Source organism: Achromobacter sp. ACM04, assembly GCF_014851465.1.
In the GTDB taxonomy this organism is placed as follows: domain Bacteria; phylum Pseudomonadota; class Gammaproteobacteria; order Burkholderiales; family Burkholderiaceae_B; genus Achromobacter; species Achromobacter aegrifaciens.
Genome location: NZ_JACUZS010000003.1, coordinates 778258 through 801671 on the forward strand (window position 1 = coordinate 778258; position 23414 = coordinate 801671).

Annotated in this window: 17 protein-coding genes; 14 read left to right on the top strand and 3 right to left on the bottom strand. The window is 66.8% G+C overall.

The features are described from left to right. Window positions 1-77 precede the first annotated feature (77 nt). From IB259_RS19930 to IB259_RS19985, 12 genes are all read left to right on the top strand, one after another. Complete coding sequence (locus IB259_RS19930) at window positions 78-2945, top strand: 2-oxoglutarate dehydrogenase E1 component (protein ID WP_054450764.1); 2868 nt, start codon at window positions 78-80, stop codon at window positions 2943-2945. Between the two features lie 101 nt (window positions 2946-3046). After that, window positions 3047-4276 carry a 2-oxoglutarate dehydrogenase complex dihydrolipoyllysine-residue succinyltransferase gene (odhB, locus tag IB259_RS19935; protein WP_054450766.1) on the top strand — a complete coding sequence of 410 codons (1230 nt, stop codon included), beginning with the start codon at window positions 3047-3049 and terminating at the stop codon, window positions 4274-4276. A gap of 117 nt (window positions 4277-4393) precedes the next feature. Next, window positions 4394-5821, top strand: a complete 1428-nt coding sequence (lpdA, locus tag IB259_RS19940) for a dihydrolipoyl dehydrogenase (protein ID WP_119450936.1) — start codon at window positions 4394-4396, stop codon at window positions 5819-5821. A 76-nt stretch (window positions 5822-5897) separates the two neighbouring features. Beyond that, complete coding sequence (zapE, locus tag IB259_RS19945; protein ID WP_054450771.1) at window positions 5898-6989, top strand: cell division protein ZapE; 1092 nt, start codon at window positions 5898-5900, stop codon at window positions 6987-6989. 110 nt (window positions 6990-7099) lie between these two features. Continuing rightward, window positions 7100-7633 carry a sigma-70 family RNA polymerase sigma factor gene (locus IB259_RS19950; RefSeq protein WP_082400675.1) on the top strand — a complete coding sequence of 178 codons (534 nt, stop codon included), beginning with the start codon at window positions 7100-7102 and terminating at the stop codon, window positions 7631-7633. Further along, window positions 7626-8585 carry a FecR domain-containing protein gene (locus IB259_RS19955; protein ID WP_175163666.1) on the top strand — a complete coding sequence of 320 codons (960 nt, stop codon included), beginning with the start codon at window positions 7626-7628 and terminating at the stop codon, window positions 8583-8585. The genes IB259_RS19950 and IB259_RS19955 overlap by 8 nt, the downstream gene beginning before the upstream one ends. 139 nt (window positions 8586-8724) lie before the next feature. Beyond that, a complete protein-coding gene (locus IB259_RS19960; protein ID WP_370528710.1) occupies window positions 8725-11178 on the top strand; it encodes a TonB-dependent siderophore receptor in 2454 nt (817 codons plus the stop codon). Window positions 11179-11282: 104 nt separating this feature from the next. Next, on the top strand, window positions 11283-11915 hold the full coding sequence (locus tag IB259_RS19965) for a DUF4198 domain-containing protein (RefSeq protein WP_054450779.1): 633 nt from the start codon (window positions 11283-11285) through the stop codon (window positions 11913-11915). Between the two features lie 23 nt (window positions 11916-11938). Next, window positions 11939-12220: a DUF3649 domain-containing protein gene (locus IB259_RS19970; protein WP_054450781.1), complete on the top strand. Its 282-nt coding sequence runs from the start codon at window positions 11939-11941 to the stop codon at window positions 12218-12220. Beyond that, window positions 12217-13845 carry a PepSY domain-containing protein gene (locus IB259_RS19975; RefSeq protein ID WP_054450783.1) on the top strand — a complete coding sequence of 543 codons (1629 nt, stop codon included), beginning with the start codon at window positions 12217-12219 and terminating at the stop codon, window positions 13843-13845. The genes IB259_RS19970 and IB259_RS19975 overlap by 4 nt, the downstream gene beginning before the upstream one ends. Next, complete coding sequence (locus IB259_RS19980; protein ID WP_054450784.1) at window positions 13842-14165, top strand: DUF3325 domain-containing protein; 324 nt, start codon at window positions 13842-13844, stop codon at window positions 14163-14165. The genes IB259_RS19975 and IB259_RS19980 overlap by 4 nt, the downstream gene beginning before the upstream one ends. A 56-nt stretch (window positions 14166-14221) precedes the next feature. Beyond that, window positions 14222-15574, top strand: a complete 1353-nt coding sequence (locus IB259_RS19985; protein WP_054450785.1) for a tryptophan--tRNA ligase — start codon at window positions 14222-14224, stop codon at window positions 15572-15574. A gap of 34 nt (window positions 15575-15608) precedes the next feature. Here the strand turns inward: IB259_RS19985 and IB259_RS19990 are convergent, their stop codons facing one another. Both IB259_RS19990 and tex read right to left on the bottom strand, forming a co-directional pair. Then, window positions 15609-16115: a hypothetical protein gene (locus IB259_RS19990; RefSeq protein WP_125472535.1), complete on the bottom strand. Its 507-nt coding sequence runs from the start codon at window positions 16113-16115 to the stop codon at window positions 15609-15611. Window positions 16116-16393: 278 nt separating this feature from the next. Next, a complete protein-coding gene (gene tex / locus IB259_RS19995; protein WP_054450789.1) occupies window positions 16394-18769 on the bottom strand; it encodes an RNA-binding transcriptional accessory protein Tex in 2376 nt (791 codons plus the stop codon). Window positions 18770-18974: 205 nt separating this feature from the next. On the opposite strand from tex, the gene IB259_RS20000 reads away from it, so the two are divergent. Next, entirely contained in the window at window positions 18975-21071 is a 2097-nt protein-coding gene (locus tag IB259_RS20000) for an ATP-dependent DNA helicase (protein ID WP_192329978.1), read from the top strand. A gap of 69 nt (window positions 21072-21140) precedes the next feature. Here IB259_RS20000 and IB259_RS20005 read toward each other — a convergent pair whose 3' ends face one another. Continuing rightward, window positions 21141-22352, bottom strand: coding sequence for an MFS transporter (locus tag IB259_RS20005; protein ID WP_192329980.1), 1212 nt, complete (start codon window positions 22350-22352; stop codon window positions 21141-21143). An 85-nt stretch (window positions 22353-22437) separates the two neighbouring features. On the opposite strand from IB259_RS20005, the gene IB259_RS20010 reads away from it, so the two are divergent. Beyond that, a complete protein-coding gene (locus IB259_RS20010; RefSeq protein WP_054450795.1) occupies window positions 22438-23379 on the top strand; it encodes a GlxA family transcriptional regulator in 942 nt (313 codons plus the stop codon). Window positions 23380-23414 lie beyond the last annotated feature (35 nt).

Genomic DNA, 23414 nt, shown 5'->3' on the forward strand with positions numbered 1-23414 from the left:
CCGCCTAACGGGAAGCCCGTGTCGCGGAAGGTTTTCCTGCATCGTGTCGAGTGAAGCACTCGTAAAGGTGAAGCGATATGTCTTCGGAAATAGAATCTCTATCCACGTCTTATCTCTTTGGGGGTAACGCCCCTTATGTTGAGGAGCTTTACGAAGCCTACCTCGACAATCCCGGTTCGGTACCTGACAACTGGCGCGAATACTTCGACCAGCTGCAACACGCTCCCGCTACCGACGGCCAGGAATCCACCCGCGACCAGGCCCACGCTCCCATCGTCGAATCGTTCGCCCAGCGCGCCAAGGCCAATGCCTTCGTGCAACGCGCGGCCGAACCCGACCTGACCGTGGCCAGCAAGCAGGTTTCGGTGCAGTCGCTGATCGCGGCCTACCGCTCCCTGGGTTCGCGCTGGGCCGACCTGGATCCGCTCAAGCGCCAGGAACGTCCCCCGATCCCCGAACTCGATCCGGCCTTCTACGGCCTGACCGAAGCCGATCTGGACCAGACCTACTCGGCCACCAACACCTACTTCACGACCGCCAGCACGATGACGCTGCGCGACATCCTGAAGGCGCTGCGCGACACGTACTGCCGCAGCATCGGTGCCGAATTCACGCACATCTCCGACCCCGCCGCCAAGCGCTGGATCCAGGAACGCCTGGAAGCCACCCTGGGCGCGCCTGCCTACTCGGCCGAAGAAAAGCGCCACATCCTGCAGCAGCTGACCGAGTCCGAAGGCCTCGAGCGCTTCCTGCACACCAAGTACGTCGGCCAGAAGCGCTTCTCGCTGGAAGGCGGCGAAAGCTTCATCGCCTCGATGGACGAAGTGGTGAACCACGCCGGTGAAAACGGCGTCCAGGAAATCGTGGTCGGCATGGCCCACCGCGGCCGCCTGAACCTGCTCGTGAACATCATGGGCAAGATGCCCGGCGACCTGTTCGCCGAGTTCGAAGGCAAGCACGCCGAAGGCCTGACCGACGGCGACGTGAAGTACCACAACGGCTTCTCCAGCGACCTGTCCACCCGTGGCGGCCCGGTCCACCTGTCGCTCGCGTTCAACCCGTCCCACCTGGAAATCGTCAACCCCGTGGTCGAAGGCAGCGCGCGCGCCCGCCAGGAACGCCGCGGCGACGCCGAAGGCAAGCAAGTGCTGCCGGTGCTGGTGCACGGCGATGCGGCCTTCGCCGGCCAGGGCGTGGTCATGGAAACCCTGAACCTGGCCCAGACCCGCGGCTACGGCACGGGCGGCACGCTGCATATCGTCATCAACAACCAGATCGGCTTCACCACGTCCGACCCCCGCGACTCGCGCTCGACGCTGTATTGCACCGACGTGGTCAAGATGATCGAAGCGCCGGTGTTCCACGTCAACGGCGACGATCCCGAAGCCGTCGTGTTCGTGACCAAGCTGGCGCTGGACTACCGTCTGCAGTTCCGCCACGACGTGGTCGTGGACATCGTCTGCTTCCGCAAGCTGGGCCACAACGAGCAAGACACCCCGTCGCTGACGCAGCCCCTGATGTACAAGCGCATCGGCCATCACCCCGGCACGCGCAAGCTGTACGCCGACAAGCTGACCACGCAAGGCGTGCTGGCCGACGGCGAAGCCGATCAGCTCGTCAAGGATTACCGCCAGCTGATGGAAGACGGCCAGCGCACCATCGAACCGGTGCTGACCGACTACAAGAGCAAGTACGCCATCGACTGGTCGCCGTTCCTGGGCGCCAAGTGGACCGACCAGGCCGACACCGCCGTGCCGCTGGCCGAACTCAAGCGCATCGGCGAACGCATCACCAGCGTGCCGGAAGGCTTCACGGTGCACCCGCTGGTCGCCAAGCTGCTGAACGACCGCCGCACCATGGCCAAGGGCGAAATGAACCTGGACTGGGGCATGGGCGAACACCTCGCCTTCGCGACCCTGGTGTCCTCGGGCTACGCCATCCGCATCACCGGCCAGGACTCGGGCCGCGGCACGTTCACGCACCGCCATGCCGTGCTGCACGACCAGAACCGCGAACGCTGGAACGACGGCACCTACATTCCGCTGCAGAACGTCTCGGAAGGCCAGGCTCCGTTCACCGTCATCGACTCCGTGCTGTCCGAAGAGGCTGTGCTGGGCTTTGAATACGGTTACTCCAGCGCCGAGCCCAACACGCTGACCATCTGGGAAGGCCAGTTCGGCGACTTCGTCAACGGCGCCCAGGTCGTGATCGACCAGTTCATCAGCTCCGGCGAAGCCAAGTGGGGCCGCCAGTCGGGCCTGACCCTGATGTTGCCGCACGGCTACGAAGGCCAGGGTCCCGAGCACTCGTCGGGCCGCATCGAGCGCTTCCTGCAGCTGTGCGCCGACAACAACATGCAAGTGGTCCAGCCGACCTCCGCGTCGCAGATCTTCCACGTGCTGCGCCGTCAGATGATCCGTCCGTTCCGCAAGCCGCTGGTGCTGTTCACGCCCAAGTCGCTGCTGCGCAACAAGGACGCCGGTTCGCCCCTGACCGACCTGGCCGGCGGCAGCTTCCGCCCGGTCATCGGCGAGGTCGACGAGGCCATCGACGCCAGCAAGGTCAAGCGCGTGCTGGCTTGCTCGGGCAAGGTCTACTACGATCTGGTCAATGCCCGCCGCGAGCGTGGCGCCGACAACGTTGCGATCGTCCGCGTCGAACAGCTGTATCCGTTCGCGCACAAGTCGTTCGAAACGGAACTGCGCAAGTACCCGAAGGCAACCGAAGTGATCTGGGTTCAGGACGAACCGCAGAACCAGGGCGCCTGGTTCTACGTTCAGCATCACGTGTACGAGAACATGGTCGAAGGCCAGAAGCTGGGTTACGCCGGCCGCGCCGCGTCGGCATCGCCGGCCGTGGGCTACCTGGCCAAGCACCAGGAGCAGCAGAAGGCCCTGATCGAAACGGCTTTCGCGCCCAAGTTCAAGGTCATGTTGACGAAGTAACACTCGCTTGATGCACGCGCCGCGCGCGCAGGTTTCTGGAATTCCGATTCGAAGCTTGCCGCGCAGCGCGACCAGAACACAAACTTTACGGAACAAACAAAATGGCTATTACCGACGTCGTCGTCCCCCAACTCTCCGAATCCGTCTCCGAAGCGACGCTGCTGACCTGGAAGAAGCAGCCGGGCGCTGCCGTTGAAGCGGACGAAATCCTGATCGAAGTCGAAACCGACAAGGTCGTGCTGGAAGTGCCGGCTCCCGCTTCGGGCGTGCTGGCTGAAATCGTCAAGGGCGACGGCAGCACCGTCACCTCCGGCGAAGTGCTGGCTCGCATCGACACCGCCGGCAAGGCCGCCGTTGCCGCCGCCGCGCCCGCCGCCGAAGCGCCCAAGGCCGCCGAGCAAGCAGCTGCCGCTCCGGCCGCCGCTCCCGCTTCGTCGGCTGCCGCCGGCGTGGCTTCGCCCGCTGCTGCCAAGATCCTGGCCGAGAAGGGCGTTGACGCCGCTTCCGTGGCTGGCTCCGGCCGCGACGGCCGCGTGACCAAGGGCGATGCCCTGGCCGCCAGCGCGCCCGCCAAGGCCGCTCCGGCCAAGGCCGCTGCTCCGGTCGCGCCCCCGACGCTGTCGCTGGACGGCCGTCCGGAACAGCGCGTGCCGATGAGCCGCCTGCGCGCCCGCATCGCCGAGCGTCTGCTGCAATCGCAACAGGAAAACGCGATCCTGACCACGTTCAACGAAGTGAACATGCAGGCCGTCATCGACCTGCGCAACAAGTACAAGGACAAGTTCGAGAAAGAGCACGGCATCAAGCTGGGCTTCATGTCGTTCTTCGTCAAGGCCGCCGTTGCCGCGCTGAAGAAGTTCCCGCTGATCAACGCCTCGATCGACGGCAAGGACATCATCTACCACGGCTACTTCGACATCGGTATCGCTGTCGGCAGCCCGCGCGGCCTGGTTGTGCCGATCCTGCGCAACGCCGACCAGCTGTCGATCGCCGACATCGAAAAGACCATCGCCGACTTCGGCCGCCGCGCCGCTGACGGCAAGCTGGGCATTGAAGAAATGACCGGCGGCACGTTCTCGATCTCCAACGGCGGCGTGTTCGGCTCGATGCTGTCGACCCCGATCATCAACCCGCCGCAATCGGCCATCCTGGGCGTGCACGCCACCAAGGATCGCGCCGTGGTTGAAAACGGCCAGATCGTCATCCGCCCGATGAACTACCTGGCGCTGTCCTACGACCACCGCATCATCGACGGCCGCGAAGCCGTGCTGGGCCTGGTCGCCATGAAGGACGCTCTGGAAGATCCGCAGCGCCTGTTGCTGGACCTGTAATCTCGACGCCCCGGCCCGGCGCCCACCCGACCCCTGGGTCTTGCGGCGCCCTGGCCGGCTTATTGCCGGCCCGCAGGGCGGGGCGTGCTCCACTCAATACCTCATCGCGAGAACACTATGTCCAAACAATTTGACGTCGTCGTCATTGGCGCGGGCCCCGGCGGCTACATCGCCGCCATCCGCGCCGCGCAGCTCGGCATGTCGGTGGCTTGCATCGACGCCTGGCAGAACGGCCAAGGCGGCCCGGCTCCCGGCGGCACCTGCACCAACGTCGGCTGCATCCCGTCCAAGGCGCTGCTGCAATCGTCCGAGCACTACGAACAAGCCAATCACCACTTCGCCGAGCACGGCATCGAAGTCAAGGGCGTCAGCCTGAAGCTCGACACGCTGATCGGCCGCAAGAACACGGTGGTCAAGCAGAACAACGACGGCATCCTGTACCTGTTCAAGAAGAACAAGGTCACGTTCTTCCATGGCAAGGGCGCGTTCGCCGGCCAGGTTGAAGGCGGCTGGGCCATCAAGGTCACCGGCACCGCCGAGGAAGACCTGGTTGCCAAGCACGTGGTGGTCGCCACCGGTTCGTCGGCGCGCGAGCTGCCCGGCCTGCCGTTCGACGAAAAGGTCGTGCTGTCCAACGACGGCGCGCTGAACATCGGCGCCGTGCCGAAGACGCTGGGCGTGATCGGCGCCGGCGTGATCGGCCTGGAAATGGGCAGCGTGTGGCGCCGCCTGGGTTCCGAAGTCACCATCCTGGAAGCCATGCCGGAATTCCTGGCAGCCGCTGACGGCCAGGTGGCCAAGGAAGCCCTGAAGGCCTTCACCAAGCAAGGCCTGAACATCCAGATGGGCGTCAAGATCGGCGAGATCAAGGCGACCGCCAAGTCCGTCACCGTGCCCTACGTCGACGCCAAGGGCGCCGAGCAGAAGCTGGTGGTCGACAAGCTGATCGTCTCGATCGGCCGCGTGCCTTACACCGGCGGCCTGAACGCCGACGCCGTGGGCCTGAAGCTGGACGAGCGCGGCTTCATCGCCGTGGACGGCGACTGCAAGACCAACCTGCCGAACGTCTGGGCAGTCGGCGACGTGGTGCGCGGCCCGATGCTGGCGCACAAGGCCGAGGAAGAAGGCGTGGCGGTTGCCGAGCGCATCGCCGGCCAGCACGGCCACGTCAACTTCGACACCGTGCCGTGGGTTATCTACACCTCGCCGGAAATCGCCTGGGTCGGCAAGACCGAGCAGCAGCTCAAGGCCGAAGGCCGCGAGTACAAGGCTGGCAGCTTCCCCTTCCTGGCCAACGGCCGCGCCCGCGCGCTGGGCGACACCACCGGCTTTGCCAAGGTGATCGCCGATGCCAAGACCGACGAGGTCCTGGGCGTGCACATCGTGGGCCCGATGGCCTCGGAACTGATCTCGGAAGCCGTGACCATCATGGAATTCCGTGGCGCAGCCGAAGACATCGCCCGCATCTGCCACGCGCACCCGACGCTGTCGGAAGCCGTGAAGGAAGCCGCATTGGCCGTGGACAAGCGCGCATTGAACTTCTGATACGCGCATAGCCGATGCAAGACGGGGGCGGGTTCACGGATCCGCCCTTTTTTCATTCTGCTTTTCCTGCTCCCACATGAACGTCCGCGAATACTACGAACACGCCCTGGCCGAACGCGGCTACAAGCCCGACGAAGCCCAGAAAAAGGCGATCGACCGGCTGCAGCGCTATTTCGACGAATGGGTCAAGTTCAAGTCGATGCGCTCGAACGCGCTGAAGAAGCTGCTGAACCGCCCCGACGTGCCGCGCGGCGTGTACCTGTGGGGCGGAGTGGGGCGGGGCAAGAGCTTCCTGATGGACGCCTTCTACGCCACCGTGCCCGTGGTGCGCAAGACGCGCCTGCACTTCCACGAATTCATGCGCGGCGTGCACCGCGAACTCGAAGAAGTGAAGGGCATGCAGGATCCGCTGGACGAAGTGGCCAGGCGCGTGGCCAAACGCTACCGCCTGATCTGCTTCGACGAGTTCCACGTATCCGACGTGGCCGACGCGATGATCCTGCACCGGCTGCTGTTCAAGCTGTTCGAGTACGGCACGTCCTTCGTGATGACGTCCAACTACGAGCCCTCGACCCTGTATCCGGACGGCCTGCACCGCGACCGCATCCTGCCCGCGATCCAGCTGATCCAGGCGCGCATGGACATCATGAACGTGGACGCCGGCGTGGACTACCGCCGCCGCTCGCTGGAACAGGTGCAGTGCTATCACACGCCGCTGGACGAGCGCGCCCAGAAAGCATTGCAGGAAGCATTCGACAGCCTGGCCGACACGCCGCCCCAGGATCCGGTGCTGCATATCGAGCACCGCGAGATCCGCGCGCTGGCGCTGGGCGGATCGGTGGTGTGGTTCGATTTCGCCACGCTTTGCGGCGGGCCGCGTTCGCAGAACGATTATCTGGAGTTGGCCAACCGCTTCCATGCGGTGATCCTGTCGGGCGTGCCGCGCATGGGACCGCGCCAGGCTTCGGAGGCGCGCCGCTTCACCTGGCTGATCGACGTGTTCTATGACCACCGCGTCAAGCTCATCATGTCCGCCGAGTGCGAACCCGAGGAGATCTACACGGAAGGCGCGCTGGCCAATGAATTCCACCGCACGGTCTCGCGCATCCTGGAAATGCAGTCGCGCGAGTACCTGGAATCGGAACGCCGCCACACCGTGTCGTTGTAGTCGCGCCGCATCTGTCCGAATTTTCCGGGCAGATCGCGGTTGAAATTGGTAATACAAGTCATTATCAATTAAGATTTGGAGACTTCTGGTCCAGCACCGCAGTTTCCAACGTGTCTTCCACCCTCTTGTCCGCATCGGCCGCGCGCACCGACCCTTCCGCCGCGCCCGTCGATGGCCTGTACCGCGATCACCGCCCCTGGCTGTTCGGCTGGCTGCGCCGCAGGCTTGGCTGCGAGCACCGGGCCGAAGACCTGGCGCAAGACGTGTTTCTGCGCGTGATCCAGGGCCGCAAGGCGGTGCGCGCCGGCGAAGCCCGCGGACTGCTGACCACCATTGCCAAGGGCCTGGTGGTGGACCACCAGCGGCATGCGGCATTGGAACGGGCCTATCTCGCCTACTTGGCCGCCATACCCGAGGCTTATGCGCCGTCCCCCGAAGAGCAGACCGAGCAACTGCAATCGCTGGCGCGGCTGGACCGCCTGCTGGACGGCTTGCCGCCCAAGGCGCGTTCCGCGTTCCTGCTGTCGCAGCTCGACGGGCTGACCTATCCCGAGATCGCCCAGCGGCTCGAAGTCTCCTTGAGTTCGGTGCAGCAATACATGGTGCGCGCCATGACCGCGTGCTACGCGGCCTTTGATGACTAGCGCCGCGGACCCCGTCGCCGACCAGGCGATCGCCTGGTGGGTGCGGCTGCAATCCGGCCTGGCCGGTGCGGCAGAGCGGCAGTCCTGCGAGGCATGGCTGGCGCAGGATCCCGCGCATCGCTGCGCGTGGGATCGCTTGCAGCGCATCAGTCAGGATGCGCGGCGCGTGCCGGCGGCGTTGGCGCATGACGCGCTGACGCGTTCTGCATCGTCCTCGCCCCGATCGGCCGGCCGTCGCACGGTATTGCGCGGATTGCTGGCTGTTGGCGGCACGGCTTTTACCGGTTGGGCGGGCTACCGGCATACGCCGTGGCAGCGACTGGCGGCGGACCTCAGCACCGGCACAGGCGAACGGCTGGCCGTTGCGGTGGCTGATGGATTGCACATCACCTTGAACAGCGACAGCGCGGTGCGCCTGCACTTGCAGGACGATGCCCGCGGCCTGGACCTGTTGCGCGGCGAAGTGCTGGTGCGGACCGAAATGCGGCCCGCCATGGCGGCTCTGCGCGTGGATACCGGGCATGGCGAACTGCGCGCCGAACGGGCGCGCTTTGACCTGCGGCGCACCGCCGAAGGCGCGCGCTTGGGCGTGTACGAAGGCAGCGTGACGCTACTGCGCGGCGGCGTGGCTACGCATGCGGAAGCCGGGGAGCGCCTGGAATTCTCCGAGCATGGCGAAGTCGGCCGTCTTGCCTCCGATCCCGACCGGCTGGCCTGGACCGACGGGCTGGTGGTGGCCAAGGACTGGCGCCTGGACTACTTCGCGCAATACCTGGCTCGCCAGCGCCTGGGCATGATCCGGGTGGATCCGGCGGTGGCCGGTCTGCGGCTGTCGGGCGTATTTCCGCTGGATGACGCCGAGCGTGCGCTCAAGGCACTGGAGCCCGCCTTGCCCATCCGCGTGACGCGGCATACGCAGTATTGGCTGCAGGTCGGTCCGCGCGAGGCCTGAGCGTTACAAATTTTTTTGCCTGCGGCTTGCAGGTTTTCCGATCCCGTACGGAAGGCAGGGATAGATACCACCGTACAGGGAGAGTTTTGTGTCCGCTTCATCTCACTCGCGCTTGCGCGCCCCCTTGTCTGCCGGCCGCATGGCCCTGCTGGCCGCCATGTGCGCGGGCGGGCTTGCCGCCGGCATGCCGCAGGCCTGGGCGCAGCCGGCGCCCGCTTCCGCGAACGCGCCGCGCAGCTACCAGATCGCTGCCGGCTCCTTGGCCGATGCCCTGACGCAGTTCGCGCGCAGCGCTGGCGTGGTCCTGTCGTTCGATCCGGCGCTGGTGCGGGGACGCCGCTCGGACGGGTTGGACGGCGCCTACTCGGTGGGCGCGGGATTCGCCCGCATCCTGTCGGGCAGCGGTTTGCAGGCGCGTGCGCAGTCGGGCAATACCTGGACGCTGCTGCAGGTTGCCGCACCCGCGGGCGACACGCCCACGCTGGCGCCGGTGACCGTGTCGGGCATGTCCGACAGCGCAATCACGACGGTGGGCTACGTGGCCACGGTGAGCGCCAGCGCCACCAAGACCGACACGCCGCTGATCGAAACGCCGCAGTCGGTATCGGTCGTCACGCGCGAGCAGATCACGGAGCAGGGCGCGCAGACACTGAACCAGGTGCTGCGCTACACCGCGGGCGTGGCCACCGAATCGCGCGGCGCCACCGCCACGCGCCTGGACCAGTTCAGCGTGCGCGGCTTTCAGGCTTCGTCCTACCTGGACGGCTTGCGAGTATTCGGCGGGCGCGACGCCTTGCCGCAGGTGGACACCTATCGCCTGGAGCGCGTGGACGTGCTGAAGGGACCGGCCTCCGTCATGTACGGGCAGGGCGGTCCGGGCGGCGTGGTCAACCAGGTCAGCAAGCGCCCGCTGGAAGAGACGCTGCGCGAGGTCGAGGTGCAGGTCGGCAACTATGACTACCGTCGCGCCAACTTCGATTTCGGCGGTCCGGTCGATGAAGACGGCAAGTTCCTGTACCGCCTGGTCGGCTCGGGCTACATGTCAGACGGCCAGGTCAAGGACACCAAGGAACGCCGCTACTTCGTGTCGCCGGCCTTTACCTGGAAGCCCAGCAGCGACACGACGCTGACGGTGCTGACCAACTTCCAGCGCGATCCCGACATGGGTTCCTATGGCAGCGTGCCGGCCATGCGCACGCTGCTTTCCGCGCCCGACGGCATCCGCCTGCCGGCCGATTACTACGACGGCGACGCCAATTTCGAAAAGAGCGACCGCAAGAGCTATTCGCTGGGCTATGTGCTGGAGCACCGCTTCAACGACAACATCAAGGCATCGCAAAGCCTGCGCTGGACGCGTGCGGAAGCGCAGTACCGCAGCATCTACGGCGCGATGACCAATAACTACGGCTATACCGACAAGACCTACCGCTACCAGCAGCGCGCGTCGATCGCGACTGATGTGGACGTGGGCGCGCTGGTGCTGGACAACAATGTGCAGGCGCGCTTCAACACCGGCCCCTTCGCCCACACCACGCTGCTGGGCTTTGACTATCAGCACGTCAAGACCGACACGCTGTCCGGCTTTGGCACCGCGCCCGCGCTGGATGTGCTGAACCCGAACAATCATCAGAACATCCCGGCGCCGGCGTTCTCGACGGATGCGACCAACAAGCAGTACCAGACCGGCCTGTACTTCCAGGACCAGATCAAGATCGATCGCCTCTCGGTGTTGCTGGGTGGCCGCTACGACTGGTCGCGCACCGTGGGCGAGACCACCACGATCGCCACCGGACGGGTCGCGCCGTCCTCGCTGAATGCGGAGAAGTTCACGGGCCGCCTGGGTGCGATCTACAACTTCGACAACGGCGTGGCGCCGTACTTCAGCTATTCGGAATCGTTCGAGCCGCAGTCCGGCACGGGCTGGCAGAACAAGCCGTTCAAGCCGATCGAAGGCAACCAGTACGAGGTCGGCATCAAGTACCAGCCGCCGGGCAGCGCCACGCTGCTGTCGTTTGCGGCGTTCGACATCCGCCGCGAGAACATGACCACCACCGATCCGGATCCGACCCACATCTGCGGCACGGCGGGCGGACGCTGCTCGATCCAGGCGGGCGAGCTGCGCACGCAGGGCATCGAGCTCGAAGCCAAGACCGAGCCCCTGCGCGGCCTGACGCTGGTGGCTGCTTACTCCTTGATGGACAACGAGTACTCCAAGGGCTATCCCAACGCCGCGGGCATGAACCTGAAGGGCAAGACGCCGGTGGGCGTGCCTTCGCAACAGGCGTCCGCCTGGGCCCGCTACCAGTTGCAGGACGGTCCGCTGGCGGGCGTGGGAGTGGGTGGCGGCGTGCGCTACATCGGTTCCTCGTATGCCAACGAGACCAACACCCTGAAGGTGCCGTCGGTCACGCTGTTCGACCTGATGCTGGACTACGACCTGGGCCGCGCGTCGCCGTCGCTCAAGGGCATGCAGGTGGCGCTGAACGTGCAGAACCTGTTCGACAAGGAATACATCGCGTCGTGCTCGGGCGATTCCTGGTGCTGGTACGGCTACCAGCGCTCCATCAAGGCCAGCCTGCGCTATCGCTGGTAAGTCTTGCTGCTAGTTCGAAGTGAGAATGGTTATAATTTAAAACCCTCCGAATCGGGCTTGGGCCGCGGGGCTGGTCCGATCCGGTCCTCTAAAGGAAATCAATAATGACATTCGCAAGAACCTTGGCCGCCATTGCCCTGTTGGGCACGGCGGGCGCCGCGCAGGCGCATTTCGTTTGGTTGGAACGCAGCGCCGAGGGACCGGCCAAGGCGTATTTCGGGGAATGGGCGGATGACGTGCGCGAAAAGCGTGACGGCCTGCTCGGCAAGATCATGGTCGCGCCCGTCGTTACGGGCGCCGATGGCAAGGCGCTGAAGGCCTCGGGCGAAGGCGCCGACTTCCTCGAATTCGCGGCGGCGGGCAAGGGCGACGTGCGCTTGCGCCAGGCCTACCAGTTCAAGGACACCCTGGTGCAGTACGGCGCCAAGGCCGGCCGCGCGGACACCGAGGGCAAGCTGGACCTGGAACTCGTGCCGGTCGCGGCGGGGACCAACGCCTTCGTGCTGCAGTTCAAGGGCAAGCCGCTGGCGAAGACGGAAGTCACCGTATTCGGCCCGCCCAAGTGGGAGAAGCGCTTCCACAGCGATGAAAACGGCCGCATCGAAATCACCACCCCGTGGCCCGGCCAGTACGTGCTCGAAGCCGCCCACGTCGAAGACAAGGCGGGGGAGGCCGACGGCAAGGCATACGCCAAGATCCGCTACGTTTCCACTACTACCTTCAACGTGTCCCAGTGAAAGCTCCCGCTGCCGGCGCAGGCATGATGCGCTACCGTCTGGCCGTCTTTTCCAGGGCGGCGGCCGCCATCCTGGGCGGCTATGTTCTGGCGTCGGCGGCAGCCGCCTGCCTGGCGATCTGGCTGCCCATGCGGCGGCCGGACGCCGTGGTCACGGCGCAGATGCTGTCCTTCGTGTTCTACGCCTGCGGCGTGATCTGGGTTTTTGCCACGCGCAATGCCTGGCGCGCCTGGGCCGGCGTGCTGGCGCCCGCCGCGCTCCTGGGCGGGCTGTTCGCGATCGGCCGCGCGATGGGGGCGGCATGAAGGCGAAAGTGGAAAAGGCACCGGGCGAGGAAGGCCTGCGCCAATCCATGTCCTGGCTGCACACCTGGTCGGGACTGATCTTCGGCTGGGTGCTGTTCGCGATGTTCCTGACCGGCACGCTGGCGTTCTTCCGCCCCGAGATCACGGCCTGGATGCAGCCCGAGATCCAGACGCGGCCCGCGCCTGCGGCGCAGTCCGTGACTGCTGCACAGAACTACCTGGCGGAACATGCGCCCGACGCCACGCGCTGGTTCATCACGCCGCCGTCCGACCGCGAACCGCTCATCCAACTGCTCTACCAAGTGCCCAAGCCCAAGCCGGGCGAACGCGGTTTCGTGCGCGTGAAGCTGGACCCCGCCACCGGCCAGGCCCTGACCGCGCGCGAGACGCGTGGCGGCGACTTCTTCTACCGCTTCCATTTCGAACTGGAAACCGCGTTTCCCTGGGGGCGCTGGCTGGCCAGCATCGCCGGCATGTTCATGCTGGTGGCCATCATCAGCGGCATCATCACCCACAAGAAGATATTCACCGACTTCTTCACGTTCCGGCCCGGGAAAGGCGGGCAGCGCGCCTGGATGGACGGCCACAACGCCTTGTCCGTGCTGGGGCTGCCGTTCCACCTGATGATCACGTTCAGCGGGCTGGTGCTGTTCATGGCCATGCTGATGCCGGCCGGCATACTGGCCGTCTACGAGAGCCCCAGGCAGTATTCCGACGAGGTCTTCAAGTCCTTCAGGATCACTCCCGCGCGCAACGAGCCCGCGCCGCTGACCGCGCTGGCGCCGCTGGTGGAGCAGGCGCAGCAGCACTGGCAAGGCGGCCGGGTGGGGCGCATTACCGTCAATCATCCCGGCGATGCCGGCGCGACCGTGACCCTGGTGCGCGACGCCGCGGATGGCGTGTCGTTCGGCAAGCTGGCGCCCTACATGCGTTTTGACGGCGTCACGGGCGCATTCCAGGAAGGCGAGGACGAGCTCGGCGCCACGGCGCGTACGGCGGGCGTCATCGTCGGCCTGCACCTGGGATTGTTTGCCGAACCGTTTTTGCGCTGGCTCTATTTCCTGGTCAGCATGGCGGGCACGGCGATGGTGGGCACGGGCCTGGTCCTGTGGATCGCCAAGCGGCGGCAGAAGGCGCGTCCGGGGGCGCGCGAAGCGTTTTCGTTGCGCCTGGTCGACGCGCTCAACGCCGGCACGGTCGCTGGCCTGTTCATCTCGATCGCCGCCTTTTTTTGGGCCAACCGCCTCCTGCCGATCGACCTGGCGGGCAGGCAGTTCTGGGAATCGCGCGCCTTCTTCGCCGTCTGGGGCTTGTCGCTGGTCTACGCCTTCCTGTTCCAGCGCAGCAAGTGGCGCGACCTGTTGGCCGCGGCCGCGGCCTCCCTGGCGCTGGTGCCGGTGGTCAACGCCCTGACGACCTCGCGCCATCTCGGGGTGTCGCTGCCTGCGGGCGATTGGGTCATGGCTGGTTTTGACCTGACCTGCCTGGCCGGGGCGCTGCTGCTGGCCTGGATGGCGCGCAAGGCGGCCCGCGCCAGCAAAGCGGGCGCCAAGGCGCCCGCCAAGGGCCGCGCCGCATCCAAGCCGTCCCAGCCCGCCTACGAACCTAGAGGTGATACGCCATGACGCTAGCTGCCTTCTGCCTGGCCTACGCGGGCTTTTCCGCCCTGTGCCTGGGCATGGACCGCCACTACGAAGACCTGTTCGACCGCGCGCTGCCGCGGCGTCACAGGTTGCCTTTGCGCCTGTTCGGCTGGGGGGCGCTGGCTTTGTCCTTGTGCGCCTCGGCGGCGGTCTGGGGCTGGAGCTACGGCACGGTGGAATGGATCGGCATTCTGAGCATCGCCGGGCTGCTCCTGATCTGGTTCCTGACGTTCCGGCCGCGCGCCGCGCTGACCGCGGGCGGGCTGTGCGCGCTGGCGGCGCCAGTGTTGGCCGTCCTGTAGCCGCGCGCCCGGCAAGTTACACTGGGCGTTTCCCCCAGCAAACGCCTCTTCGCCTCATGAATACCCGCGTCCTCACCGGCATCACCACCTCTGGAACTCCCCACCTCGGCAACTACGCGGGCGCGATCCGTCCCGCCGTTCAGGCCAGCGCGCAGCCCGGCGTGGACGCATTCTTCTTCATGGCGGATTACCACGCCCTCATCAAGTGCGACGACCCTGCCCGCGTGGCGCGCTCGCGCCTTGAAATCGCCGCGACCTGGCTGGCGGTGGGCCTGGACCACGAGCGCGTGACCTTCTACCGCCAGTCGGACATCCCCGAGATCCCCGAGCTGACCTGGCTGTTGAACTGCGTCACGGCCAAGGGCCTGATGAACCGGGCGCACGCCTATAAGGCGTCGGTGGACCAGAACACGGAAAAGGGTCTGGAACCGGACGATGGCGTGACCATGGGCCTGTTCTCGTACCCGGTGCTGATGGCCGCTGACATCGTCATGTTCAACGCCAACAAGGTGCCGGTGGGTCGTGACCAGATCCAGCATCTGGAAATGGCGCGCGACATCGCCCAGCGCTTCAACCACCTGTACGGCCGCGATTACTTCACGCTGCCGGAAGTGGTGATCGAAGAAGACGTGGCGACCTTGCCGGGCCTGGACGGCCGCAAGATGTCCAAGAGCTACAACAACACCATTCCGCTGTTCGAGGGCGGCGCCAGCGCGCTGCGCGCGGCGGTGATGCGCATCGTGACCGATTCGCGCGCGCCGGGCGAACCCAAGGACGCCGAGAACTCGCACCTGTACACCATCTACCGCGCCTTCGCCACGCACGAACAGGCTGCCGCGCTGCGCAAGCAGCTCGAAGAAGGCATGGGCTGGGGCGAAGCCAAGCAGGCGCTGTACGACCACCTGGAAAACCTGCTGGCGCCCATGCGCGAGAAGTATTTCGACCTGATGGCCAACCCTGGCCGCATCGAAGACATCCTGCAGGCCGGCGCCGCCAAGGCGCGCAAGCTGGCCACGCCTTTCATGCAGGAACTGCGCCAGGCCGTGGGCCTGCGCAACCTGGAAGCCGGCTCGGGCGCCAAGGCCGCGCAGCCCAAGAAGGAAAAGGGCAAGGGCGCGCGCTTCGTCAGCTTCCGCGACGAGGACGGCAGCTTCCGTTTCCGCCTGCTGGCAGCGGATGGCGAGGAACTGCTGTTGTCGCAGCGTTTCGCCGATCCGAAGGAAGCCGGCGCGTTGATGCGCCGTCTGCAAGCGGAACCGGCCGATGCGGTGCTGAAGGCCGATGGGCAAGGCTATGCCGCGATGATCGACGGCGTGGCCGTGGCCACCGCGCCGGCTGGCGCGCAAGACGAATCCGGCGCCTTGCTGGAACGCGCGCGCGCCGCGCTGTCGTCTTTGTCGCAGGAATAAACCCAAGGGGCCGGCGCGCAGCCGGCCCGGCGGTTCAGGCCGCGCGGGCGCTGGCTACGATGCGCCCGTCGCGCACCTGGAAGCGCTGGGCGCTGCCCTGTCCGGCGATTTCCAGCATGTCGCCTTCCGTGTAGCCCGTGACATTCGGGCAGTCCAGCCATTCGGGGTTGATGAACGGGAAGTACTTGAGCGTGCCGCTGCCCTGGCTGGCGAAATCGAAGGTGGTGTTGGCGACCACTTCCGGATCCCATTGGCTGGCATCGAAAGTCAGCGCGCAACCCGCGCCGATACGGTAGGTGATGCTGGCGCCCATGCTGGCGAATCCCAGTGCGCCGACGTGCAACTGCGCTCCATTGCTCAATTCGATGATGCGGCTGCCCAGCCGCTCCAGCGTGATGTGCTTGAAACTGACTTCGGCGCCATCGACAAGCAGGTGCGAATACTGGCCCAGGGTGATTTCGCTGTAGACGCCGCTGGCGTTGGCTTCCTTGGCGGTGAGGGTTGCCGTTTCATTGGCGGCAAGCGTGATGGTATGGGACATGGCTGGGCGGATCTCCGGTCGTTCGGGGCAGGGCGCTGTTGTTCTTGTGCTGCTCCCCGGCAGGCGCTACGCGCCTTGGCTCGCCTGCTCGCGGGGGGCTTGTGCCGCCTTGCGGCCTGGCGCCGCCGGGTTTTATTATTTTGACACAATTAGATATTTTCTATCATTTTTGATAGGTTTGGCTTGAGAGAAGACAAGTAACCCGCCTCTTTACGGGTAAGCCCTAGGTAAAAAAAACCGGCGCATCAGGCGCCGGTTTTCCGTGGGGCGGGTCTCGCTCAACGCTTGAGCTTGGCGAACGCGTCCGCCATGGCGCTGTTCATGCCGGCGCCGGCCCCGGCGCCGCCGCGGCTGCCGTCGCCCTGCGGACGGCGGTTGCGGTCGCCGCCCTTGGGGGCGTCGCCGCTGCGGCGGGCGGGAGCTGCGGTGTCGTTCAGGCGCATGGTCAACGCGACGCGCTTGCGCGCCACGTCCACTTCCAGCACCTTCACGCTGACCGTCTGGCCCACCCGCACGACGTCGCGCGGATCCTTCACGAACTTTTCGGCAAGGGCCGAGATGTGGACCAGGCCGTCCTGGTGCACGCCGATGTCCACGAACGCGCCGAAGTTCGCCACGTTGGTCACAACGCCTTCCAGCACCATGCCCGGGTACAGGTCGTTCAGGGTTTCGACGCCTTCCTTGAACTGCGCCGTCTTGAACTCCGGACGCGGATCGCGGCCGGGCTTTTCCAGTTCGGCGAAGATGTCGCGCACCGTCGGCAGGCCGAAGCGCTCGTCGGTGAAGTCGGACGGCGACACGCCCTTGAGCGCTTCGCGCTGGCCGATGATCTGCTTCACCTCAGCCTTGATCTTGGCGACGATGCGTTCGACCACCGGATAGGCTTCGGGGTGGACCGACGAGGCGTCCAGCGGGTTGTCGCCGTTGGGAATGCGCAGGAAGCCCGCGGCTTGTTCGAATGCCTTGTCGCCAAAGCGCGGCACCTTGCGCAGGATCTCGCGGGTCGGGAAGGCGCCGTTCTCGTCGCGCCAGGCGACGATGTTCTTGGCCAGCAGCGAATTCAGGCCGGACACGCGGGCCAGCAGGGCGGCCGACGCGGTGTTCACGTCCACGCCCACGGCGTTCACGCAATCCTCGACCACGGCGTCCAGCGAACGCGCCAGCTCGCGCTGGTTGACGTCGTGCTGGTACTGGCCCACGCCGATGGCCTTGGGATCGATCTTGACCAGTTCGGCCAGCGGATCCTGCAGGCGGCGGGCGATGGATACGGCGCCGCGCAGCGTCACGTCCAGGTCGGGGAATTCCTGGGCCGCGGTTTCAGACGCCGAATAGACGGAAGCGCCGGCCTCGGAGACCACCACGCGGGTGACCTTCAGGTCCGGGAAGCGTTCCATCATGTCGCCCACCAGCTTCTCGCTTTCGCGCGAGGCGGTGCCGTTGCCGATGGCGATCAGGTCGACCTTGTGGCGCGCCACAAGGGCGGCCAGCGTGTTGATGGTGCCGTCGCGGTCGCGGCGCGGTTCGAACGGGTAGACGGTGGTGGTGTCCACGACCTTGCCGGTCTGGTCGATCACGGCGACCTTGCAACCGGTGCGGATGCCGGGGTCCAGGCCCAGCACGGCCTTGGGGCCGGCGGGCGCGGCCAGCAGCAGGTCCTTCAGGTTGGCGGCGAACACCCGGATGGCTTCGGCTTCGCCGCTTTCGCGCAGGCGGCCGATCAGCTCGCTTTCGAACGCCGTCAGCAGCTTCACGCGCCAGGTCCAGCGGCAGACTTCGCCCAGCCAGCGCGCGCGCGGCGTGGCGTCCAGTGCGAACAGGCCGTTGCCCAGCTTGAGGAAGCCGGCGATGCGGGCCACGCAGGGATGCGGCGTCTGCGCTTCCAGTTCGGCTTCCAGGCCCAGGCGCAGTTCCAGCACGCCTTGCTGGCGGCCGCGCAGCAGCGCCAGGATACGGTGCGAGGGCAGGGTGCGCAGCGGTTCGTTGAAGTCGAACCAGTCGCGGAAATTGGCGCCCTCGGTTTCCTTGCCGTCGACCACCTTGGAATGGATCAGGCCGGTGGACCACAGGTGCTCGCGCATGTCGGCCAGCAGATCCGCGTTTTCCGCGTAGCGCTCGGCCAGGATGTCGCGCGCGCCGTCGAGCGCGGCCTTGGCGTCGTTGATGGACGCTTCGGGATTCAGGTATTGCGCGGCGAGCGCGGCGGGGTCGCAGGCGGGATCGGCGAGGATGCCGTCGGCCAGCGGCTCCAGGCCCGCTTCGCGGGCGATCTGGGCGCGGGTGCGGCGCTTGGGCTTGTACGGCGCGTACAAGTCTTCCAGGCGCTGCTTGGTGTCGGCCGTGGCGATTTCCTGCTGCAGCGCTTGCGTGAGCTTGCCCTGTTGCGAGATGGATTCAAGAATGGAGCCGCGGCGCTCTTCGAGTTCGCGCAGATAGCCCAGGCGCACTTCGAGATTGCGCAGCACGGTATCGTCCAGGCCGCCCGTGGCTTCCTTGCGATAGCGGGCGATGAAGGGCACGGTGGCGCCATCGTCCAGGAGTTCCACCGCCGAAGCGATCTGGGAGGCGCGCGTGCCCAGCTCGGTGGCGAGCTGCGCGACGATGCGGGCGTTGTCGACGCCGGCGGCGACGTACGTGATAGCGGAAGTTTCAGACATCTCGATACGACGACAAAAAGGAAAAACAAGGGGCGGATTGTGCCATAAGCCGCTGTTACAAAACGTGCCAGGGTGGACGGATATGTCCCCCTCGCGACGGCCTGGCGGCCAATCCGCGGCCCGGCAGCGGGTATCATTTGGTCCTTTCCCACCCAAGTGTCTGGCGCCCGAACCGCAACCGGCACCGGTTCACCGTTGACTCGCTATGCTGGACCTGGATATCTCCGAATTCTTCGACGCCGACGGGCCTTTGGCCACGGCTTTGCCCGGCTACAAGCCCCGGCCTTCACAGGTCGAACTCTCGCAGGCCATAGGGCAGGCCATCCAGGACCGCGCCACCTTGGTGGCGGAGGCAGGCACCGGCATCGGCAAAACCTGGGCCTATCTTGTACCCGCCTTCATCCAGGGCGGCAAGGTGCTGATTTCCACGGGTACGCGCACCCTGCAGGACCAGCTTTTCGCCCGTGACCTGCCGCGCGTGCGCGCGGCGTTGGCCGCGCCGGTGACGGCCGCGCTGCTCAAGGGCCGCGGCAACTACGTCTGTCATTACCACCTGGACCGCCTGCAGGGCGACGAGCGCGCGCTGAAGTCGCGCACCGAAATCCAGCAGTTGCGCCAGATCCAGGTGTTCGCGGGCATTTCCAAGACGGGCGACCGCGGCGACCTGGCGCAGGTACCGGAAGACGCCGACATCTGGCAGCGCGTGACCTCCACGCGCGAGAACTGCCTGGGCCAGGAATGCCCGCGCATCCGCGATTGCTTCGTGGTGAAGGCGCGCCGCCAGGCGCAGGAAGCCGACGTGGTAGTCGTCAACCATGCCCTGTTCATGGCCGACCTGGTGCTGCGCGAAGAGGGCGTGACCGACCTGCTGCCCGAAGCGGACACCGTGATCTTCGACGAAGCGCACCAGTTGCCGGACACGGCCACCCGCTTTCTGGGCAGCAGCGTGTCCACGCACCAGTTGCTGGATTTCGGCCGCGCGCTGGAAGCGGCCGGCCTGGCCTACGCGCGCGAAGCCGCCAAATGGAGCGACGTCAGCCGCCATGTGGAAACGGCGGCGCGCGAGCTGCGCCTGGTCTGTGCGCCGCTGGACCGTATGCCCGGCCGCAAGGCGACTTTCGAGGCCATCCCCAATCCCGAGGAATTCGACGAAGCGCTGTTGGCGCTGCGCGAGGCCGTGGACGGCGCGGCCAAGGTGCTGGGCGCGGTGGCCGAAAAGCACCCGGACCTGATGGCGGCCGCGCGCAGCGGCGCCGAGATTTCGGTGCGGCTGAAGCGCTGGGCCACGCCGGGACGGGCGGGCGCAGACCATTCCGACGAAGGCTGGGGCCGCGACGACCAGGCGTCCGAACCCGTCGTGCAATCGGCGCTGGGCGACGGACTGCCCACGCCTGCCGCCATCCTGGAGGGCGCGGCCGCCGCGGAACAATGGACCGGCCCGGCGGTGCGCTGGGTCGAACACGGGCAGCACCACGTGCGCCTGCATTCGGCGCCGCTGTCGGTGGCCCAGGCTTTTTCCAAGTACCGCAAGCCTGGCCAGGCCTGGATCATGACCTCGGCCACGCTGTCCGTGAACGGCGAGTTCACGCACTTCACCAGCCAGCTGGGGCTGGAGAAGGCGCGCACGGGCAAATGGGAATCGCCCTTCGACTATCCCGAACAGGCCTTGCTGTTCGTGCCGCGCGGCATGCCCGAACCGCAATCGCCGCAGTTCCTCGACCGCTTCGTGCAGACCCTGCTGCCGCTGCTGGAGGCCAGCCCCGGCGGCACGCTGGTGCTGTGCACGACGCTGCGCGCGGTGGACAAGGTCGCCAACCTGCTGGCCGACGCCTTCGACGATGCCGGCCATGAATGGCCATTGCTCAAGCAGGGCGAGGGCACGCGCCGCGATCTGCTGGACCGCTTCTGCAAACTGGAGCATCCGGTGCTGGTGGGCAGCGCCAGTTTCTGGGAAGGCATAGACCTGCCCGGCGACGTGCTGACCCTGGTGGCGATCGACAAGCTGCCGTTCGCGCCGCCCGACGATCCGGTCATCGAGGCGCGCCTGCGCGCCTGCCGTGCGCATGGCGGCAATCCCTTTGCGGAATACCAACTGCCCGAAGCCGCGATCTCGCTCAAGCAGGGCGCGGGCCGTCTGATCCGTACGGAATCGGACTGGGGCGTGCTCATGGTGGGCGACGCGCGCCTGGTCGAAAAGCCTTATGGCAAGCGCCTGTGGCGCGGTCTGCCGCCGTTCGCGCGGACGCGCGAACTGGAAGAAGTACTGGCGTTCTACCGGCGCAAGCAGGAACCGCAGGACTAGCGGCCGTTCACGCCACAATCAGCCAGCCCTGGGGGCTGCCCGCGCCAGCGGGCCCCCCTGCCAGCCGCCTCAGGCCGCGACCCGTTCCGTCCGCCGCGACATCGCCCACCACCCGGTCATGACCGCGGCCAGGCCCACGATGGGCAGCATGGCGGCGTTCAACGTTTCCCAGCCTATGCGCACGAGCGCCGGACCCGCGGCCAGCGTGGCCAGGGCGGTGGTGGCGTAGCGCAGCATTTCGGCGGCTCCTTGTACGCGCGCCCGTTCGGCGGGACGGTAGGACTGCGCCAGCAGCGTGGTGCCGCCGACGAACATGAAGTTCCAGCCCACGCCCAGGCAGAACAATGCCGCGTGGAAGGCCGTGAGCGAAGTCGATTGCATCGCGATCAGCGAGCAGGCCGCGTTCAACGCCATGCCCATGCCAAGTACGCGGGGCAGACCCAGCCGGTTGATCAGCGCGCCGGCGAAGAAGGCCGGGGCGTACATGCCGATCAGGTGCCACTGCATGATGCTGGCGCCATCGGCGATGCTGTGCTGGCAGGCGACCGCGGCCAGCGGCGCGGCCGTCATGACAAACATCATCGACACCGAACCCACGACGTTGTTGGCCAGGGCCGCCACGAAAATCGGCTGCCGCATGACCTCGCCCAAAGGACGGGCCGGCAGGCCTGCGGCCTGCGTGTCGGCGGGCTGGCCGCCTTCGCCTTCCTGATCGCGGTAGGCGATGAGCAGCAGCGCGCTGGCGGCTCCCAACAGCGCCACCATCAGATATGCGCCGGAAAAGATCGCGGCGGGGAAGATGTCCTTGGCCCAGGCCGCCAGCGCCGGCCCCGCGATGGCGGCGATGACGCCGCCCGTCAGGACCACGGATATGGCGCGGCTCTTGGCCTCGGCGGGTACCGCGTCGGCGGCGGCCAGGCGGTAGTACTGCGCAAACGCCTGGAACACGCCGACCAGCGCCGTGCCCAGGCAGAAGAGCCAGAAGTCGCTGGCGAACACCGCGGCCACGGAAATCAGCCCGCCGGCCGCGCCCGCCAGCGATCCCAGCATGAAGCCCGCACGGCGGCCGATGCGCTGCATGAGCAGCGATGCATACCAGGTGACCGCGGCGCCCGCCACGGTGATCAGCGCGAACGGCAGCGTGGCCAGGGCCGGATGCGGCGCCAGCATCTGGCCGGTCAGCGCCGTCAGGGTCAGGTCGATGGAGATCGCCGCGATGTACAGGCCCTGGCAGACGGCGAGGATGCGGGCATTGCGCAGGCCGCGCGTGGAGGAGGTCATGGCTGTGGGAGTCCGGAGGATTGACAGGCCCCACTCTAGCGCCGGAAACTATGGCAAGAATGACTATTTTCCCTCATTTCATGCCATGACCCATCGCGTCTGCATCCTGCCCGTACCCAACTTCCAGCTGCTCGACATGGCAGGCCCGCTGTCGGTCTTCCAGATCGCTGCCGAACTGGTGCCGGGCGCCTACGAAGTGGCCGTGGCGTCGGCCGAAGGCGGCCTGGTCCGCTGTTCGGCCGGCGTGCCCGTGCTGACGCGGCCCTGGCGTGGTCTGCGCGCCGACACCGTGCTGGTGCCGGGTGGCCAGGGCGCGCGCGAACCCCAGGCGGCCCCGGCCATGCTGGCCTATCTGCGCGCCGCGCATGCGCGCGGCCGGCGCGTGGCCAGCGTCTGCACCGGCGCGTTCGTGCTGGCGCAGGCCGGCATCCTGCAAGGGCGCCGCGTGACCACCCACTGGCGTCATGCCGCCGAACTGCAGCAGCGCCATCCCGCGCTTGCGGTGGAAGCGGACCGCATCTACGTCGAGGACCGCGCGGTCTGGACCTCGGCGGGCATCACGGCCGGCATCGACCTGGCGCTGGCCATGGTGCAGGCGGACCACGGCGAGGCGGTCGCCCGCGCCACCGCCCGCGAGATGGTGGTCTATCACCGGCGCACGGGAGGGCAGTCGCAGTTCTCTGCATTGCAGGACCTGGCGCCAGCCAGCGGACGCATGCGCGAGGTGCTGGCCCATGTGGGCCAGCACCTGGACGAAGTCCTGGACATCGAGCGCCTGGCCGGCGTGGCCTGCCTGAGTCCGCGCCAGTTCTGCCGCCAGTTCAAGCTGGAAACCGGGCAGACCCCGGCCAAGGCCGTGGAGCGCGTGCGCGCCGAGGCTGCGCGTGAACTGGTCGAGGAAGGCGAGGCCGGCATGGATGCCATCGCGCGCCGGGTGGGCTTCGGCGATACGGAGCGCATGCGCCGCGCCTTCATCCGCATCTACGGGCAGCCGCCGCAAGCGCTGCGGCGCGGCGCGCCGGCATGAAAAAGCCCCTGCGTGGCAGGGGCTTTGCTTGGTGC